Source organism: Arenibacter catalasegens (assembly GCF_002909235.1).
GTDB lineage: Bacteria > Bacteroidota > Bacteroidia > Flavobacteriales > Flavobacteriaceae > Arenibacter > Arenibacter catalasegens.
Map to the genome: position 1 here is coordinate 23,098 of NZ_PHQQ01000003.1, position 19,070 is coordinate 42,167.

Genomic DNA, 19,070 nt, shown 5'->3' on the forward strand with positions numbered 1-19,070 from the left:
AACCAAATGCAAAATAAATTTACAAAAATCGCCAAAGTCAGTTTGGTTTTGGTATACCTGGTTATTGTGGCCGGCGCTGTAGTAAGAATGACCGGCAGTGGTATGGGATGCCCAGATTGGCCCAAATGTTTCGGATATTATATCCCCCCTACAGATATTTCAGAATTGCAATGGCAGCCAGAAAAGGAATTTAAAAAAGGCCAAGTAATTATTGTTGACGAAGCCTTATGGGTTGCCAAGGAAAATTTTAGCACAGCTACAAAATATAATGCAGACCACTGGGAGCGTTACACAAAACACGACTACGCCATTTTTAATCCCTTTCATACATGGACAGAATTTATTAATCGACTATTTGGTGCCCTAGCGGGACTGGGAACCTTAATAATGGCCATTGCTTCCTTTTCCTATTGGAAAAAAAGAAAGTCCATCACTATATTTTCGTGGGTAGTAGTATTCGCAATGGGATTCCAGGCATGGCTCGGGGCCACCGTAGTGTATTCCGTTTTAGCTCCGGCCAAAATAACCATCCATATGGTTATGGCTTTAGTTATAGTTGCGCTCATCCTCTATTTGATAAATGTCACGGGCAATAAGATCAAATCTCAAAAATCGGATAAAATAACAAGGAACTTCATTATTTTAGTGCTAACAACTACCTTGGTTCAAATAGTCTTGGGAACTCAAGTAAGGCAGTTTGTAGATGTGCAAACCGATCTTTATGGTGAAAATGCTCCTAACTTATGGTTAACGGATGCAACGCTATCTTTTTACATTCATCGTACATTTTCTATAATCGTAGTCCTTTTAAACTTGTTTTTGGCCATTAGGATTTACAAATTGAACCTTGGTTATTCCAAAATAAATTGGGTCTTAGGTCTCTTACTTTTGGAAATAATTTCCGGAATGGCCATGTATTATCTGGATTTTCCCTTTACTACCCAACCTTTACATCTTGTATTGGCATCCATTTTATTTGGTTTTCAGTTCTATTTGGTATTGGAAGCTATAAATGCTTTTAAAACCATCAAAACTTTGTAACTTTGCCTCCACAAAAAAAGGACCCAATGATATACAAAATAAGGATCATTCTAGATGCAGAGGAAGATATTTTTAGGGATATTGAAATAGAGGAAAGCAATTCCATGGAAGACCTTCACAATGCCATTACGCAAGCTTTTGGTTTTTTGGGAAATGAAATGGCCTCTTTTTACACCTGTGATGAAGAGTGGAAACAGGACGAGGAAATTGCCTTGTTCGACATGAGTGAAAGTGGCTCCGATGTCCGTTTGATGAACGCGATTCTCTTGCAGGACATTATTACCCAGCATTCACCCAAGCTTATCTATGTCTATGACTTTTTAAGCATGTGGACCTTCTTCGTGGAATTGGCCGATATTGTTGAGAAAGATGACGGGCAATCCTATCCCAATACACTTTTTAGTTTTGGCGAAGTTCCCGATTCTCCTCCAGAGAAAAAGTTTGAAGCTGATGAAAACGAGTTCGATTTTGACAACACTTTGGACAATTACGAAGATTTGGATTTTGATGAGAATTGGAATTAACCCTTCCTGTTACTTCTGTCGGAAGTAGTATAATAAATTTGATTGCCGCATTACCTGTTCAACAGAACAAACAACTAACTTAGTCCTCAAATTATAGCTTAAGCACAAAATAACCCTTAATATTTTTCCAAGATCCATGATCAATTTATATCCTACCCAAATTGAAACCATATCCATACATCGTGTGGGCAACAAAAATAAAAGTGAAGGTGTTTTTCTCTCCGAAGAACCGTTTTCACTGAACGATGAAACCACTGGGCTTTTAAAGGAGTATTTTTTTAAACCCTTTAGGGAGAAGGAGGAAAATTACTATTATTTCTCCAATGAGGCAGATGTTGAATTTAATGAAGTGTATAAGATTGTTAGCGATATTTTTGATGAACCCAGCAGTCTTCATGCTAATTCAAAAAAGATAGCAACCCAATTATTCGACCAATCCAACCATCCACATATCAAGAGTGGCGAAGTGTACATTGCATATCTTACGGACCTAATGTTGGACAATGTAAAGGTGAATGCCGTTGGCATATTCAAAAGTGAGCTTAAGCACGATTTCCTTCAATTTCAGGAAAAAGGAAATAGCTTGGATATTTTAGTTCAACAAGGTATCAATATTAATAAATTGGATAAGGGTTGTTTGATTTTTAATACGGCTAAAGAAGAGGGTTTTAAAGTGCTTTCTGTAGACAGCAATCGATACGACACTAAATACTGGTTGGAAAATTTCTTAGGAGTAGAAGCCCTATCTGATGATAATTTTAAAACTAAAAACTATTTAAAATTCTGTCAGAACTTTGCCAAGGATGTGGTTTTACCGGCCGAGGACAAACAACAAGAGGTTTTGTTTATGAACAGGGCAGTAAATCATTTTGCTAAAAATGATGCCTTTGAAGAAACCAATTTTTTGAACGAAGTAATGGAAAATCCGGAACTGATACCAGAATTCAAAAACTACAAAGTAGAAAAAGGGCCTAAGTATAGTATTGAAGATGTTTCCACATTTGACATTGCCAACAAAGCCGTTTCCGATGCTAGAAAAAAAATCAAGAACGTTATTAATCTGGACACCAACATTCAGATCAAACTGGATTTCATCAACCCGGAATCTGCACAGAAATTTGTAGAAAAAGGTTGGGATGAAGATCGGCAAATGTATTACTACCTAGTTTATTTTAATAAAGAACAGAAAAGTTAGTCATGAAACACTGACTCCTTTGGGCAAGGAAATTGAAACTATAACTTGGCCATTTATATTTAATTAGGCCTTAGACTATTAATAGTCTAAGGCCTAATTAAATTTTAGTAATCAATGAAAATCATAAAAGGAATATGAATATAAATCCCTTAGAACAAACTTAAATATTTATCCTGTTCTCAATAATCTGCTTCATACTAACGTCCTGATAATTCCTTTTAACAAAATCCAATGCAAGGGCCAATACCTCTCCCATGGTCTTGCAGGTTTTAAAGTCGATATCTCCTGTTAAGTCTTGAATATGTGCTGCCAAGGCAGCAGTATTCTCCTTATTGGAAATATGATCTGTCTTACCGATAGAAATTAATCGCTTAATGCGATTTCCAGAACTCAAAATTCTTTTTGCCACAATGGAACGCTCCTCTATCTTGTACTGATCCACGGAATTACGTTGTAACTTTTCCTTGACCAACATAACCATGTGATAGTTTTCTTTGAAGAATTGGGGCCTGTACACCTTTAATTTTCCCTCATAACACTGTTGGTCAAAATCTATTGCCCTTATTTTGTATACAACATGGTCAAAATCATGTGTAGGAACAATTACGTAGTTGTAAGATCGCATATCTCCCAAAAGTCGGATCATACAGCGTTCATTAAACTTGACAAATTCCTTCGCCAATTGGGATTTTTCCGATTCCGTACATTTTGGTAAAAAGTCCTTAATAAAAACATCTCCAGGTATACCCGCTATATGTTCTTCTATCAAAGTATCGCCATAGACCAAGAAGTTAAGGTTATATGGGGATAACATATGCTCCAATTCCAACCCATAAATCCTGGAGGCATCAGTCTTTTTTACATAGAAATAGGTGAAATTGTCGTTCAATATATTCCTTACCTTGATACGAAAAGGTTTGGAATTCCCAAAGGTGCAGTAATCAACCGCGTCTACATTTAAAAATGGAAATATACTGTCACTTCCATCGGAATGAAGAATGGAATATACTTTTTTTAAACTGATATCAATCTCGATCCTATCATACTCGTTGTAATAAACACGTACCCAGAGTGTATCCTCATCTTTAGAATCGTATACCACTATAGACCCGGAAAAACGTAAAAGGTCATCGTAGAAAATTGGGATTTCTATTTTTCTACTATAGTGCTTCAAATAGGCATCCAGTTTTTTATTAACCGGATAGGCAGGCTTTTTCTTGGACATTAATCTTTCGGACATGGAAAAAACATTAATTTGTAACAAAATAACGATTTCTTCGTCAAGTAAGTACAAACAATCAAAAAAACTATCTCATTTTGGAAACTATACTGACCGTAAACCATCTCACCAAGAAGTTTGGATACCTAACTGCAGTTAAAGATCTTACCTTTAATATTGAAAAAGGTAATGTTTATGGTATTTTAGGGCCGAATGGCAGTGGAAAGTCCACCACCTTGGGCATAGTGCTAAATGTCGTCAACAAGACAGCAGGTGACTTTGCCTGGTTTGGAGGTACTATTTCTACCCACGCCGCTTTAAAGAAAGTGGGGGCCATTATTGAACGCCCCAATTTCTACCCCTATATGACGGCGATTCAAAATCTTAAATTGGTCTGTAAGATAAAGGAAGTGCCTGAGGACAAAATTGATGAAAAACTGGAAATGGTAGGACTACTAGATCGCAAAAACAGTAAGTTTCGCACCTATTCCCTAGGAATGAAACAGAGATTGGCCATAGCCTCCGCCCTACTCAACGATCCCGAAATTTTAATTCTGGACGAACCAACTAACGGCCTAGACCCACAAGGTATACACCAAATTCGAGAAATTATAAAAAAAATTGCCTCACAAGGCACTACCATTCTTTTAGCCTCTCACTTACTGGACGAAGTAGAAAAAGTTTGTAGTCACGTGGTTATCCTCCTGAAAGGAGAAAAACTTTATTCTGGGCCAGTAGACGAAATGTTGACCAGCTATGGCTTTTTCGAACTTAAGTCATCAGATGAAGCTGCCTTGATTACCTTCCTTAGTAATCATGCAAGTTTCGGTTCCATAAAAAATGAAAATGGTATAATTACCGCTATCCTAAAAGAAGAATTAGATGCGAGCAGCCTAAATAAGGAATTGTTTAAAAACGGCATAGAACTCTCACATTTAGTAAAACGCAAAGAAAGCCTTGAGGAACAATTCCTTAATCTGACAAACCAAATCAATTAAACCAGAATACCTCTAACCGCATAAAATTATGTTACGTTTATTACAGATAGAATTTATAAAATTATGGAATAATAATGCCAGTAGGGTCCTTATTATTTCCTATTTCGTCCTTATCCTATGTATGGCATTAATTGCTGCCATCAAGTTTGACATAGGACCCATTCAATTCAATGTAGCCGAGCAGGGCATATTCAATTTTCCATACATATGGCATTTGAACACATGGATTGCCAGTGGTCTAAAACTTTTTTTTGCCATCATTATCGTCTCCATGATGGCAAATGAATACAGCAACAAGACCTTAAAACAAAATTTGATCGACGGCCTTAGTAAAAAGGAATTTATTGCCTCTAAATTTCTTACCGTTTTTGCCTTTTCCGTTATTTCCACCCTCTTTGTTTTTCTTGTTTCCCTTGTATTGGGCCTCTTTTATTCCGATTTCACCGAGGTTTCTATTATATTTTCAGAATTAGAATACTTATTGGCTTATTTTGTTAAGCTAACAGGCTTCTTTTCCTTCTGTCTTTTCCTTGGAATATTGGTTAAACGGTCTGCCTTTGCACTGGGTTTCTTAATTATATGGTTTGCCATAGAAAATCTAGGTATCCGATTTTTAGTCTGGTGGTTGGCCGGAAAGGAGGCCTCTGCCTCAGTTATGAAATTCCTCCCCTTGGAGTCTATGGGCAACTTGATCAAAGAACCTATCTCTAGATTTAAAGCGGTACAAAGTATGGTGGAACAAGTAGGGGAAGAATTTCATAAGGATTATGCTGTCCATTTTCATGAGATTCTAATAGTGATCTGTTGGACCTCAATTTTTATTTACCTTTCCTATGTCTTGCTTAAAAAACGCGACTTATAGATCTCCTTTTTCTTAATAATTCTTGTTCCCTTTATCACTAATGGCTTCCAACCTACCTATATAAGGCATAATTAAATCCCAAATGAACTAAGTATTGCTCTCTATTTGTTAATTTTAGGTCTTAAAGTAAACATGGCCCTATTTGATCAACTATTCTCTTAATCTAAGCGATTAATCAAGAAATTTTATGGGAGTTCCTGAATGTGCTACAAGTTTTCTGTAGCATTTTTTACAAGAAATATTTAGCATATGAAATTTAAAGTTGTTTCCGAATTTAAGCCTACTGGTGATCAGCCCCAAGCCATAAAACAATTGAAAGAAGGTCTGGAAGCGGATGAACGTTACCAAACACTTTTAGGTGTAACGGGTTCAGGAAAAACATTTACAGTAGCCAATGTCATAGAGCAGGTACAGCGACCCACCCTGGTATTGGCCCACAATAAAACCCTTGCTGCACAATTATACTCTGAATTTAAACAGTTCTTTCCAGAGAATGCGGTGGAATATTTTGTCTCTTATTACGACTACTATCAACCAGAGGCCTATATACCCTCGAGCGGCACCTACATTGAAAAGGATCTGTCTATTAATGAGGACATAGAAAAACTGCGTTTGAGTACTACTTCATCCCTTTTATCCGGAAGGAGGGATATTTTAGTAGTGGCCTCTGTATCGTGTTTATACGGTATTGGAAATCCTGTTGAATTTCAAAAAAATGTCATCGGAATTCAAAAAGACCAAGTGATACCTAGAACCAAATTTTTACATCAACTGGTTCAAAGTCTATATTCCCGAACCACTGCCGATTTTAGAAATGGCAATTTTAGGGTAAAAGGGGATGTTGTGGATGTTTTTCCTAGCTATGCCGACCATGCCTTTCGAATTCATTTTTTTGGGGATGAAATCGAGGAAATAGAAGCCTTTGATCCCTATAAGAATAAAGTACTTGAAAAGTACCAACAGCTTAATATTTACCCGGCCAATATGTTTGTGACCTCACCAGACATACTCCAGAATGCCATACACCTAATACAGGAGGACATGGTACTTCAGGTGGCGTATTTCAAGGAAATAGGCAAGCATTTGGAAGCCAAACGTCTGGAAGAAAGAACCAACTTTGATCTGGAAATGATCCGGGAATTGGGATATTGCTCAGGTATAGAAAATTATTCCAGGTATTTGGATGGTCGTGAACCGGGAACCCGTCCGTTTTGTTTGTTAGATTATTTTCCAAATGACTATTTAATGGTGGTCGATGAAAGTCACGTCACTATTCCCCAGGTACACGCCATGTACGGTGGTGACCGATCCAGAAAGGAGAATTTGGTGGAATACGGATTTAGATTGCCCGCTGCAATGGATAACCGTCCTTTAAAATTTGAGGAATTTGAAGCCCTCCAAAATCAGGTAATTTATGTAAGTGCGACTCCTGCAGATTATGAACTGCAGTTGAGCCAGGGAGTATTTGTAGAGCAAGTGATAAGGCCCACTGGGCTATTGGACCCGATAATTGAGGTGCGTCCCAGCCTAAACCAAATTGATGACCTTATCGAGGAAATTCATCTAAGGGTGGAAAAAAATGAAAGAACCTTGGTTACCACCTTGACCAAAAGAATGGCAGAAGAGTTGGCCAAATATTTAACCCGGATAAATGTGCGCTGCCGATATATACATAGTGATGTAGATACTCTGGAGCGGGTGGAAATAATGCAGGACCTGCGCAAAGGTGTTTTTGATGTTCTCATAGGGGTCAACTTATTAAGGGAAGGTTTGGATCTACCAGAGGTCTCCTTGGTAGCAATTTTGGACGCGGACAAGGAAGGTTTCCTTAGAAGCGCAAGGTCTTTGACCCAGACCGTGGGTCGTGCAGCAAGAAACCTTAATGGTAAAGCCATTATGTATGCGGATAAAATTACCAACAGCATGCAAAAAACAATGGACGAAACTAATTATAGACGTGAAAAACAAGCCACTTATAATACAGAAAACAATATAACTCCCACCGCACTAAATAAAAGTTTGGACAGTGTCTTGTCCAAAAATTCTGTATCCACCTATCATTTTGAGAAGGCGGAAATGGATGCCGCAGAGCCAGATCTAATGTATCTTACCAAAGAGCAAAAGGAAAAAATGATACGGGATAAAAGGAAAGCTATGGAGAAGGCGGCCAAAGCACTGGATTTTATGCAAGCGGCCAAATTAAGGGACGAAATTAAATCTCTACAGGAGCAAGAATAATTTACAAAAAGGCGATTTTAGAAAAGGTAAATCAAAAAACACGTTCCACAAAAAAAGCGCTTCGATTTCTCGAAGCGCTTTCCTAACCAAATAACCAACTAACCAAACCATCATGAATCCCAATGGATTCACAACTACTTTTAAGCTTACGCTATCTCAATTAATCTTTTGGGTTTTGGCAATGCCTCTTCTTTTTTGGGCAATACGAACTTTAAGATACCATCTGTATAGGAGGCATTAATTTTATCCATGGAAATGGTTTCCGGTAAACTAAAAACTCTTTTGAAGGAAGAAAAAACAAATTCCCTTCTTGTATATCCATCATCCTCCTTATGTTCTTCATTTTTAACTTCAGAAGAAATGGTAAGGATATCCTTGTCGATTTCAACATTAAAATCCTCCTTTTTCCTTCCGGGTATTGCCAATTCCAATACGTATTCACTATCGGTTTCCTTGACATTGGCGGCTGGAACATTCTGTTTGAAGTTATCCACTCCACCAAACCAATCCGGTCTTAAAAATTCGCTCATTAAGGCAGGAAACAGCACATTATTTCTTTTTACTAGGCTCATGACTTTTATATTTTAAATTAAACTTTAAATTCTCATGAGCTAAAAGGCAAATCCTATACCGATTTCAAATATACGACAACATGTCACTTAACTGCGATCACACACTGCCATTGTGTCGTAATTGGTTAATTGTTGTATGCCTTAAATATGTTGAGAAGGACTGTAGGCGGAACCACTTTGTCCGGGTAATGGTGCATTACGGTAAGTACTTGGTCAATGGCGGCCTGTGGAAGTCCAAATCCAAGTCCTATATTATGTAGTTGTTCAATCTCCACCAATCGCTGTTCGTTATCAACATTCATAAGGAGCACCAACCTATGAAACTGAAGAATCCGCTCTGCTTCAGATTTAAGCAAAACCTTTTCTACCTTACGATGAAAAAGGGAATCGAATGTTTCCTTATCGATTTCTAGTTGATTTGCCACGCCAAGTAAGAAATCATACTCTGAATCCTTGATTTCATTATCTACTTTTGCAAAAGAAATCATTTGGGAAAGAATACCCAACTTCTCCAAATACGTACTCATAAATTTCAGTTTAATACCAAGTTACGTTAATTAGCAATCATTTAATGTCTTACTTCTAGGGAAAGTATTGCTAAACTAGTATTACATCCTAGTTTTTTGTAATATCTTGCCAAAAAATTTATCCTATGACCAATAATGATGTTCTTAAAAAATTGAGGGTCGCCTTAAAATTACGGGACGATGAAATTGTAGAAATTTTAAAACTTGTCGATTTTAAGATTACCAAAAGTGAGTTGGGAGCGTTTTTTAGAAAGGAAGACCACCCGAATTATGTAGAATGTGGCGATCAAATATTGCGGAATTTTTTGAACGGATTGGTAATACATTACCGAGGAACTAAGGAGAAACCAAAAGACCCCAAAATAACTTTGCCCAAACAAAAAAAGGAATTAGATTCCAAAACACATCAAAAACCCAGATTTAAGGACCAACAAAAGAAGAACATGGATAATGATCTTAGTCCTGTGAAATATAAAAACAAAAAAAAGTCTTGATTTATTTCAAGACTTTAATGACTGATTTTTAAACTCCCTTCCCTGCGGCACCGAATTTATATTCGCGAATATGTGTCGGAATATATTTCAAGATACGCTCATAAAATAACATTAGGCCAACCTTAGACTTCTCAATAAATCTAGCCAAACATGCTTTAAACAACAAAAGGCAGCACCATTACAGCACTGCCTTTTGAATATTTATAATTTCTCTATTGTTATGCCAATACTTCTTTAACCTTATCGGCGGCTTCCTGGAACTGTACTGCGGAATGTACAGCCAAGCCTGAATTATCAATAATTTCCTTTGCCAATTCGGCATTGGTACCTTGCAATCGTACTATAATAGGCACTTTTATTGCATCTCCCATATTCTTATAGGCATCCACAACTCCTTGCGCTACACGATCACAGCGAACTATACCACCAAAAATATTTATCAGGATACATTTTACTTCAGGATCTTTCAAGATAATCCTGAAAGCTTCTTCTACCCTTTTGGCATCTGCCGTTCCTCCAACATCCAAGAAGTTGGCAGGCTCTCCACCAGCCATTTTAATAAGATCCATAGTAGCCATAGCCAATCCGGCCCCATTTACCATACATCCAACATTACCATCCAAATCCACGTAATTAAGTCCAACGGCTCTTGCTTCTACCTCTATAGCATTCTCCTCCAACAAATCTCGCATTTCAGCATATTGCTTTCTTCTATAAAGAGCATTATCATCTATGGAGACTTTGGCATCAACTGCCATAATCTTATCATCGGAAGTCTTAAGAACTGGGTTTATTTCGAATAAACTAGCATCGCTCTCCACATATGCCTTATATAGATTGGTAACGAACTTGGTCATTTCCTTAAAAGCCGTCCCCGACAACCCTAAGTTAAAAGCTATTTTTCTAGCCTGAAAAGGCAATAAGCCGGTTGCAGGGTTTATTTCTTCTGTAAAAATAAGGTGTGGTGTTTTCTCTGCCACTTCCTCGATATCCATTCCACCTTCGGTAGAATACATGATCATATTTCTTCCAACGGCCCTATTCAATAATACGGACATATAAAATTCACTGGTTTCACTATCGCCTGGATAATATACATCCTCAGCAACCAAAACTTTATGTACTTTCTTACCTTCCGCCGAAGTTTGTGGGGTAATTAAATTCATTCCAATTATAGATCCTGCAATTTCTTCCACTTCACGCAAGTTCTTGGCAATTTTAACTCCTCCTCCTTTTCCACGTCCACCTGCGTGAACCTGGGCTTTTATAACATGCCAACCGGTTCCGGTTTCCTGAGTCAATTGTTTGGCTGCATCTACTGCTTCCTTAGCGTTATATGCCACTAAACCGCGTTGAATGCGTACTCCAAAGCTCGCTAAAATCTCTTTTCCTTGATATTCGTGAAGGTTCATAAATTGAAGGTTCTAAATGTTGAGTTGCAAAAATAGGAAACACAGCGGATTTACCCTAATTAAATAAAACAGAAAAATCGCAAGGGCTACTAATAGCAAAAAGTCGGTATAGCATATTAAAAATAAACAAATGCATTCCCTATATTCCAATTAGAATAATATTTAAAACTAGTTTCCAACCAAATGTTAAGGACAAATTTTGCTCCGCTAGGAAGTTTGCACAATGGCCAATCGATTAAATTTTAAAATTCTTAAAATCAATAGGGTCAAAATTTTTAAAATGCCCGTTCATCCCTATCATTTCCTTAGATTGGTTCACCTGCCTTAAAACATGGATGGTATTGGTTAAATGTCCTTTTATAAATAATAATCGCTCGCTTTCATAGGTCATTTTTAAGAGCTTGTATTCTTGGGCAAGCGACAGTCCAATTTTATGTATTAATTTATAAATATCAAAGTTCCCTGTGGTGATATCGAAAAAAGAAACATCCATAAGATCATACAGTTCAATGACCAGACTAATGACATTTCCTCTCAAGGAAGCCACACTGTCATTATAATAGGATATAAACTCAACCTCCCCTGCGGGATATAATTTACCTTCCATTGTCTGTTGAAATGCACTTACTTTAAAGCTCCGTATGCCTATACAAATTATATCCATTGCCCCAGTTTTGTAGGTCTTAACCACCTGTTTCAATTCCATTTCGGTCCCATATGCAATTTCCCCTTCCATATATACCGGTATACCAAAAGTCATAGGTATATCCCGAACCTCAGCAATCAATTGTTTGTAGCGCTCCTCAAAAATATGCAGGGCAACCACCTCACCGGTAAAAAAAACGGACGGCAAAGGAAACATGGGTAACATCATAAGATTTCTTTAAAGATAAAAGGACCATACCGAAAAACAGACTAGACAAAAAATAGATTGTTATAAAAATAACAATATGTTACATTATTCAATTATTGCTATATATTTTTGCTAAAAGACAATAAGTAACCTAGATTTGCATAAAATTTTAAAAAATGCGCAACACTGATTTATTAAAGATAGCAAAAACTTATGGTGACCCGGTCTATGTATACGATTCTGAAAAAATAATTTCCCAGTTTCACAGATTGACCAATGCATTTAAAGACGTAAAGAAATTACAATTAAATTACGCCACAAAGGCACTTTCAAATATTACCATTTTAAGATTAATGAACAGCTTGGGAAGCGGCTTGGATACGGTTTCCATACAAGAGGTACAATTGGGACTAATGGCAGGTTTTAAGCCTAGCTCAATTATATTTACTCCAAATGGCGTTTCTTTAGAGGAGATTGAAGAGGCCGCCAAATTAGGTGTTCGTATCAATATAGACAACTTATCCATACTGGAACAGTTTGGCAGCAAGCATCCGGATATTCCCGTATGCATTAGAATAAACCCACATGTAATGGCCGGTGGAAATTCTAAAATATCTGTAGGACATATAGATTCCAAATTCGGTATCAGCATTCATCAAATTCCGCATTTATTACGTATCGTTAACCTAACGAACATGAATGTTAATGGAATACATATGCATACTGGAAGTGACATTTTAGATATTGATGTATTCCTTTATGCCTCCGAAATTCTTTTTGAAACGGCCAAAAATTTTCCTGATTTGGAGTTTATCGACTTCGGAAGCGGATTTAAAGTGCCTTACAAGGAAGGGGACATTGAAACTAATATTGAGGAGTTGGGGAAGAAATTGGCCAGCCGATTCAATGCCTTTTGTAAAGAATATGGTAGGGAGTTAACCTTAGCTTTTGAACCTGGCAAATTCTTAGTAAGCGAAGCCGGAACATTCTTAGCCAAGGTTAATGTTGTTAAACAAACTACTTCCACGGTTTTTGCAAGTGTTGATTCTGGATTCAATCACTTAATTCGCCCCATGTTATATGGTGCCACCCACAGTATAGAAAACATTTCCAATCCGGAAGGACGTGAACGTTATTATTCCGTTGTAGGTTATATTTGTGAGACGGATACTTTTGCCAGTAACAAACGTATCAATGAAATATCCGAGGGCGATATTCTATGTTTTAAAAATGCGGGTGCCTATTGTTTTACAATGGCCAGCAATTATAACTCAAGATTTAGACCACCAGAAGTTTTATGGCATAATGGAAAAGCAATTTTGATAAGGGAAAGGGAGACTTTTGACGACCTAATCAAAAACCAAATTGATGCCAAAGATTTATTTGCTCCTGTTAAAGAAAATGCAATAGCAAAATAAAATATACGGAATTTCGTTAGTTTTATTACAATTAGCGGACTAATCCGTAAAAACCTGAAGTATGAAATTAGTGGCCAAGTCATTTTACAAATTAGCTTTTCTATTTGGATTGGTAGTTCTTCCTTTGGGCAGTATGGCCCAGGAAGTAAAATGGCTTAGCTGGGCTGAAGCGGCCAAACTTGTGGAAACAGAGAAAAATCCAAAGAAAATTTTTATAGATGTATACACCGATTGGTGTGGTTGGTGTAAAAAAATGGACAAGGACACCTTTCAGAACCCTGAAGTTGCCCAATATATGTCCAAAAACTATTATATGGTAAAATTGGATGGGGAAGGGAAGGAACCCATTGAATTCAAGGGAAAGACCTTTAAATTTGTTGCCTCTGGCAGAAATGGCTACCACGAATTTGCTGCAGCTTTGATGCAAGGTAAATTGAGTTATCCTACTACTATATTTTTGGATGAACAAATGAATATGCTTTCCCCCGTGCCAGGTTATCAAAAGCCCGAACCTTTCCTTAAGATAGCCAAGTATTTTGGTGACAACATCCACAAAGAGAAAGATTGGAACACCTACGATAGTGAAAGCAAATAGAATTATTTGAAATTATTTCAGTACAGAAAACAAAAAAAAAGACGGTTAACCGTCTTTTTTTTGTTTGTTAAGTTCCCTATAGGGCTCCTGAATTATTAAATTTAATTACTTTATTATCTGCTATAGTTTGGAGATTCCTTAGTAATGGTAACATCATGTGGGTGACTCTCATTGATTCCACTTGCCGTAATCTTTACAAATCTACCTGTCTCCTGTAAGGTTGCTATGTCCTTTGCACCGCAATACCCCATTCCTGCACGTAAACCTCCAATGAACTGATGTATACTTTCTTCCAGATCACCTTTATAAGGAACACGTCCTACAATTCCTTCCGGTACCAATTTTTTAATATCGTCCTCCACATCTTGGAAATACCTATCCTTACTACCTTGTTTCATAGCCTCCACAGAACCCATTCCACGATAGGATTTGAACTTACGTCCTTCATAAATGATGGTCTCACCAGGAGATTCCTTGGTACCTGCCAACAAGGAGCCTAACATTACTGTATCTGCACCAGCAGCAATTGCCTTCGGTATATCCCCAGTATATCTAATTCCCCCATCGGCTATAACCGGCACTCCACTACCTTTTATAGCGGCAGCTACCTCCAGAACGGCTGAAAATTGAGGAAATCCTACCCCTGCGACTATCCTTGTAGTACAAATTGAACCTGGACCAATTCCAACCTTTACGGCATCCGCACCAGCTTCTACCAAATATTTGGCTGCTTCCGCAGTAGCAATGTTACCTACTATAACATCCAACTCCGGAAATCTCTTTTTTACTTCCTTTAAAACGGAGACAACACCTTTGGTATGTCCATGGGCCGTATCTATTACGACTGCATCTACCCCTGCATTTACCAGAGCTTCAGCTCTATCCACAGCATCGCTCGTAACTCCTAGAGCAGCGGCAACACGCAATCTACCGTATTGATCTTTGTTCGCTATTGGTTTTTGGGTCAGTTTTGTAATATCCCTAAATGTAATTAAGCCAACAAGCTTATAATCCTTGTCTACTACCGGTAATTTTTCAATTTTATTTTCCTGTAAAATATCCTCTGCCTGTTCCAAGGAGGTCCCTTCACTTACAGTTACAAGATTTTTAGTGGTCATCACTTCCGAAATAGGTCGTTCATTATTTTTTTCGAAACGAAGATCCCTATTGGTTACGATGCCAATTAGCATGCCTTTGTCATCTACAATAGGTATCCCGCCGATGCTGAATTCCTTCATATTTGCTTTGGCGTCCTTGACTTTGGAATTTAAAGGTAAAGTAACAGGATCCATGATCATTCCACTTTCCGCGCGTTTAACCTTACGCACCTTCAGGGCCTGCTGCTCTATGGTCATGTTCTTATGCAAAACACCTATTCCACCTTCTTGGGCAATAGCAATGGCCATACGAGATTCCGTAACTGTGTCCATAGCTGCGGAAACAATTGGAACATTGATAGTAATGTTTCTAGTAAATTTTGTTTGAATATTGACTTCCCTTGGAAGTACTTCTGAAAAAGCTGGAACTAAAAGTACGTCATCGTACGTAAGACCTTCGCCAACTATTTTATTTAGGTGAGCTTGCATAGCAATTAAAGATTAATTGCGTGCAAATATACTACATTTATAAGAATTGGGTAATACTTATTATGTTAATTGACTGTTACCCTTTTTTGGCACAATTGATAAACTACCACTATCGCTGCAATACTGTATGTAAGTGTCATTAAGAATCCGGAAAAAATAACCACATATTTCATCCACAATACCCCGGACCACATTAGATATATACCTCCAAAAGTTAAAATAACGGATAAAAAGGGCTCAATGGTAAGAAACAATTTTAATTTTTGCGGCAGTTTAGCAAGCCAAACTAAGCCCCCCAAAAGAAAAAATATTAGCGACATGGAAAGAATATGGGTGTGGATTATGGTCAACATTTCACGCTCTCCCTTTTTAAATTTCATAATCTCGGCCTCTACATCTTCCTCATTTCCCAGATAATTTTCCTCAATTCCCATTGGGGAGGAGGTACTGGTTTCGGAAACAAACAAAAGACCCGTATAAAAACCTATACTCATCACTATAACAAAAGTGGCGACAAACCATTTTATTCCCTTGGGCAATGCCAATAAAAGACCATCATAAACCATTAAAGCAGCTTTTTTTCTTGAAGAATTCCAACGGTTTGCAATAGGTTGTCCATTGAGGTGGTCATAGATCGCACCGAAATTGTGGCACCAGAAATACCATCTATATTAGTTTCATGGTCTACCCTATCTACACCAGTTTTACCGATAAATTGCTGCAACCACCTTTTGCTCCCAATTTCACCCCCATACTCCTCTCGATAAATTAGAATTTTGGAATGCACAACGCTTAATTTAGCATCGAACACCACCAAATAATCAAAAGTTGCTGTCTTACTAGGTGCATTCTCTACAAAGATATAACCCTTTATTTCAGAGCCTTTAATCAATTTAAAAAAATTATGAGCCGTTATTTTTGCTGGCAATTGGGCATTTAAAGAATTTGGAACACTAACTGATTCCATGACAAAATCAGTGGAACCAAAAACCTTCTCAATTTCCTTGTCCACCTTTTTCTGTAATTTTTCAGGTATACCAAAGCCAAATAACATTACCGTTAAAACAAGTATAAAACCCGTAATTTTCTTTCCGTGCATCATAGGGCAAAAGTACTAATTTAGAATCATTTTTAATAATATTTTAAACTTGGAACTGATAATTTTTTAACATCGCCCCTTTAAATGCATCATTGCAGTAACGAATTCAATTCGATAAAATAGAAAAACTCCAATAACAAACCTACATTAGGCCATGATTGGAGTTTATCTAATTGGAACTGTCAATATCATGAATCTACCCTCTATTGGTTTCAATGTTAGAACCAAACACCTATTCCAAAATTTAATCGGTCCTTAACACCATCACCCTGTAATGCATTGTCCCTAAATTGGTAATCTCCCTTTATAACCACTCCAGGCGCAATATGATAACTTAAACCTGTAGTAACATCAGTTCTATCATAAGCCTCGTTCTGAATTAAACTACCCGCCGTGTCTGCATGGGTATTATAATTTTCGTAGCGCACAAAAGCAAATAATTTTTGTTCGTTCTGGCTAGGTAATAAGTTGTAAGCTCCCTCAACGTAATAACCTTGCATTGCACTACCCAAATCCTTATTGGCCAATGTGTTATATTTATCCGTATCGGAAAGGGTGGCATAAATAAACTGCCCACGTGCCGTAAAACGCTCATAAGCGTATCGCGCATCTAAGCCTAACATGGAAATCCCGATGTTGGCACCGTCCAAATCCTCTATATTGTCGGCAGCTTGTGTTTTACCAAAATAAGTTGAAAACCCTAAGCGCAATCCACGGATGCCATAATAATCCAATTTAGTTGCCAAAGTGGGACTATCCACTGTAGATTGAATCCCTTTTTGTCTTCCTCCACGTAAGCCGTTAGACCCTTGTAAAAATCCGGAAATCCCACCTTCACCGTTTGCTTCGGTAGATTTAAAACCATTAAAAACATAGGCTTGATAACCTAAAGAAATATTATTGAACCTTCCACTGACCCCAACACCCAATTCTCTCCAAGTGGTTGGCACAATAACATTGTCCATTTCGGGCCTTTCAGTTCCGTTATAGGTAGTAGGCTCATGAAATTCATTAATAATACCCATAGGAACCAACATTAATCCACCTCTTAAATTTACATTATTGGCAACGTTATAGTTCACAAAAGCCTGTTCTACATATACCTCCTCAACATGCTCCAACTCTATTTCCGTAAAAAATTGAGTTCTATCATTAAACCTATACCCTAGCAAAAGAACTAATCGTTGCACATCCAATTCCCCGTTATCGCCTTCTGGCTGGTTGTACAACATTTCGCCATAGGCCCCTATAGTAACCGCTGAACCATAAGTTCCCGATAAAAGCCTCTGGGCAGAATTAAGTTGATTTTGAGGATCAAGGGTGATACTATCTGTGGCTGTCTGAGCTGCTAAAAAAGCAGAAAAAAAGAATGCAATTAAGTAAAAATAATGTTTCATTAGTACGGTGTTTTTATTTAGACTGATTGTAAATAATTAAAAATCGAGTGCAAATATAATAGCCGTAACCAAATTCACAAACTTTATTTAAACTAAATCTAAATAAAAATTAAAAATTTAACATAAGTGGAGCTGAATTACAGGCGACCCTTGCCTTAAACACTAATGGTAAGCTGAAAATAAATCCGTTGCCTTGTTAAATGCTGCTTCAAAAGCCATCCAATTAACATTGGTATCAGCTTTCACAGTTGTAAAATAAGATAGCATTTTTTCGGTAGGCATATTTCCAGTAAGTTCATCCTTCGCCATAGGACAACCTCCAAAACCTTGTACTGCGCCATCAAATCTACGACAACCTGCCTTATAGGCGGCATCTACTTTTTCATGCCATTTGGATGGAGTGGTATGCAAATGGGCACCAAATTCTATCTCAGGAAATTTAGGAATCAGGTTGGAAAACAAATAGTTTATGACATCCGGAGTGGAAGATCCCACTGTATCGGAAAGCGATAATATTTTAACCCCCATCCCGGCCAATTTTGTGGTCCATTCCCCCACTACTTCAACACTCCATGGATCCCCATAAGGGTTGCCAAATCCCATAGATATATAGGTAACTACTTCCTTACCAGAATCATTAGCAATGCTCAAGATCTCTTCTAGGGTATCTACGGATTGAGCAATAGTTTTATGGGTATTCCGCATTTGAAAGTTTTCCGATATGGAGAAAGGATATCCCAAATAATCAATGGCTTTATGTTCTGAGGCATCCATTGCTCCCCTTACATTGGCTACAATAGACAAGAGTTTACTATTGGTCTTGGTCAGGTCCAATTGAGAAAGAACATCAGCCGTATCCACCATTTGAGGAATGGCCCGTGGCGAAACAAAACTCCCAAAATCGATGGTGTCAAACCCACAATTCAGCAAGGATTGAATGTATTTAACCTTTTTTTCTGTGGGAATAAAAGTCTTAATGCCTTGCATGGCATCCCTTGGACATTCTATGATTTTAACGGTGTTGGACATTCCTTTGCTAT

General features: G+C 37.6%; 19 protein-coding genes. 9 read left to right on the top strand and 10 right to left on the bottom strand.

From position 1 onward, the window contains the following. Window positions 1–6: 6 nt before the first annotated feature. From CWD90_RS03815 to CWD90_RS03825, 3 genes are all read left to right on the top strand, one after another. Window positions 7–1,041, top strand: a complete 1,035-nt coding sequence (locus tag CWD90_RS03815; protein WP_103474606.1) for a COX15/CtaA family protein — start codon at window positions 7–9, stop codon at window positions 1,039–1,041. Window positions 1,042–1,067: 26 nt separating this feature from the next. Continuing rightward, window positions 1,068–1,565, top strand: coding sequence for an IS1096 element passenger TnpR family protein (locus CWD90_RS03820; protein ID WP_103474800.1), 498 nt, complete (start codon window positions 1,068–1,070; stop codon window positions 1,563–1,565). Between the two features lie 136 nt (window positions 1,566–1,701). Further along, complete coding sequence (locus tag CWD90_RS03825; protein ID WP_103474607.1) at window positions 1,702–2,760, top strand: nucleoid-associated protein; 1,059 nt, start codon at window positions 1,702–1,704, stop codon at window positions 2,758–2,760. 160 nt (window positions 2,761–2,920) lie between these two features. Here the strand turns inward: CWD90_RS03825 and CWD90_RS03830 are convergent, their stop codons facing one another. After that, the gene (locus CWD90_RS03830; protein WP_103474608.1) at window positions 2,921–4,000 is read right to left on the bottom strand and encodes a hypothetical protein; all 1,080 of its coding nucleotides are present in this window, start codon (window positions 3,998–4,000) and stop codon (window positions 2,921–2,923) included. Window positions 4,001–4,077: 77 nt separating this feature from the next. Here CWD90_RS03830 and CWD90_RS03835 point away from each other — a divergent pair, with 77 nt between their 5' ends. The 3 genes from CWD90_RS03835 to uvrB all read left to right on the top strand — a co-directional run bounded on the left by CWD90_RS03835 (window position 4,078) and on the right by uvrB (window position 8,077). Further along, window positions 4,078–4,977 (top strand): ABC transporter ATP-binding protein, encoded by a 900-nt coding sequence (locus tag CWD90_RS03835; protein WP_103474609.1) that lies wholly within the window; start codon window positions 4,078–4,080, stop codon window positions 4,975–4,977. A 28-nt stretch (window positions 4,978–5,005) separates the two neighbouring features. Beyond that, a complete protein-coding gene (locus CWD90_RS03840; RefSeq protein ID WP_103474610.1) occupies window positions 5,006–5,839 on the top strand; it encodes an ABC transporter permease in 834 nt (277 codons plus the stop codon). A 249-nt stretch (window positions 5,840–6,088) separates the two neighbouring features. Beyond that, window positions 6,089–8,077, top strand: coding sequence for an excinuclease ABC subunit UvrB (gene uvrB / locus CWD90_RS03845; protein ID WP_103474611.1), 1,989 nt, complete (start codon window positions 6,089–6,091; stop codon window positions 8,075–8,077). 146 nt (window positions 8,078–8,223) lie between these two features. Here uvrB and CWD90_RS03850 read toward each other — a convergent pair whose 3' ends face one another. Further along, window positions 8,224–8,649, bottom strand: a complete 426-nt coding sequence (locus CWD90_RS03850; RefSeq protein ID WP_103474612.1) for an Hsp20/alpha crystallin family protein — start codon at window positions 8,647–8,649, stop codon at window positions 8,224–8,226. A gap of 125 nt (window positions 8,650–8,774) precedes the next feature. Next, window positions 8,775–9,176: a hypothetical protein gene (locus CWD90_RS03855; RefSeq protein ID WP_103474613.1), complete on the bottom strand. Its 402-nt coding sequence runs from the start codon at window positions 9,174–9,176 to the stop codon at window positions 8,775–8,777. 125 nt (window positions 9,177–9,301) lie between these two features. Between CWD90_RS03855 and CWD90_RS03860 the strand changes: the two genes are divergently transcribed. Further along, the gene (locus CWD90_RS03860; RefSeq protein ID WP_103474614.1) at window positions 9,302–9,670 is read left to right on the top strand and encodes a DUF1456 family protein; all 369 of its coding nucleotides are present in this window, start codon (window positions 9,302–9,304) and stop codon (window positions 9,668–9,670) included. Window positions 9,671–9,888: 218 nt separating this feature from the next. On the opposite strand, the gene sucC is transcribed toward CWD90_RS03860, so the two are convergent. After that, the gene (sucC, locus tag CWD90_RS03865) at window positions 9,889–11,082 is read right to left on the bottom strand and encodes an ADP-forming succinate--CoA ligase subunit beta (protein WP_103474615.1); all 1,194 of its coding nucleotides are present in this window, start codon (window positions 11,080–11,082) and stop codon (window positions 9,889–9,891) included. Between the two features lie 235 nt (window positions 11,083–11,317). Next, the gene (locus CWD90_RS03870) at window positions 11,318–11,956 is read right to left on the bottom strand and encodes an LON peptidase substrate-binding domain-containing protein (protein ID WP_103474616.1); all 639 of its coding nucleotides are present in this window, start codon (window positions 11,954–11,956) and stop codon (window positions 11,318–11,320) included. Between the two features lie 155 nt (window positions 11,957–12,111). On the opposite strand from CWD90_RS03870, the gene lysA reads away from it, so the two are divergent. Together lysA and CWD90_RS03880 are read left to right on the top strand one after the other, a co-directional pair. Then, window positions 12,112–13,353 carry a diaminopimelate decarboxylase gene (gene lysA, locus CWD90_RS03875; protein WP_103474617.1) on the top strand — a complete coding sequence of 414 codons (1,242 nt, stop codon included), beginning with the start codon at window positions 12,112–12,114 and terminating at the stop codon, window positions 13,351–13,353. 133 nt (window positions 13,354–13,486) lie between these two features. Then, window positions 13,487–13,948 carry a thioredoxin family protein gene (locus CWD90_RS03880; RefSeq protein ID WP_394335817.1) on the top strand — a complete coding sequence of 154 codons (462 nt, stop codon included), beginning with the start codon at window positions 13,487–13,489 and terminating at the stop codon, window positions 13,946–13,948. A 113-nt stretch (window positions 13,949–14,061) separates the two neighbouring features. Here the strand turns inward: CWD90_RS03880 and guaB are convergent, their stop codons facing one another. The 5 genes from guaB to CWD90_RS03905 all read right to left on the bottom strand — a co-directional run bounded on the left by guaB (window position 14,062) and on the right by CWD90_RS03905 (window position 19,059). Beyond that, window positions 14,062–15,534, bottom strand: a complete 1,473-nt coding sequence (gene guaB, locus CWD90_RS03885; protein ID WP_103474619.1) for an IMP dehydrogenase — start codon at window positions 15,532–15,534, stop codon at window positions 14,062–14,064. 65 nt (window positions 15,535–15,599) lie between these two features. Beyond that, window positions 15,600–16,100 (bottom strand): hypothetical protein, encoded by a 501-nt coding sequence (locus CWD90_RS03890; RefSeq protein ID WP_103474620.1) that lies wholly within the window; start codon window positions 16,098–16,100, stop codon window positions 15,600–15,602. Continuing rightward, entirely contained in the window at window positions 16,100–16,636 is a 537-nt protein-coding gene (locus tag CWD90_RS03895) for an FMN-binding protein (protein ID WP_239986449.1), read from the bottom strand. Before CWD90_RS03895 ends, CWD90_RS03890 begins: the two co-directional genes overlap by 1 nt. Window positions 16,637–16,851: 215 nt before the next feature. After that, window positions 16,852–18,030: a hypothetical protein gene (locus tag CWD90_RS03900; protein WP_103474621.1), complete on the bottom strand. Its 1,179-nt coding sequence runs from the start codon at window positions 18,028–18,030 to the stop codon at window positions 16,852–16,854. Window positions 18,031–18,192: 162 nt separating this feature from the next. Continuing rightward, window positions 18,193–19,059, bottom strand: coding sequence for a hydroxymethylglutaryl-CoA lyase (locus CWD90_RS03905; RefSeq protein WP_103474622.1), 867 nt, complete (start codon window positions 19,057–19,059; stop codon window positions 18,193–18,195). Between the last annotated feature and the right edge of the window lie 11 nt (window positions 19,060–19,070).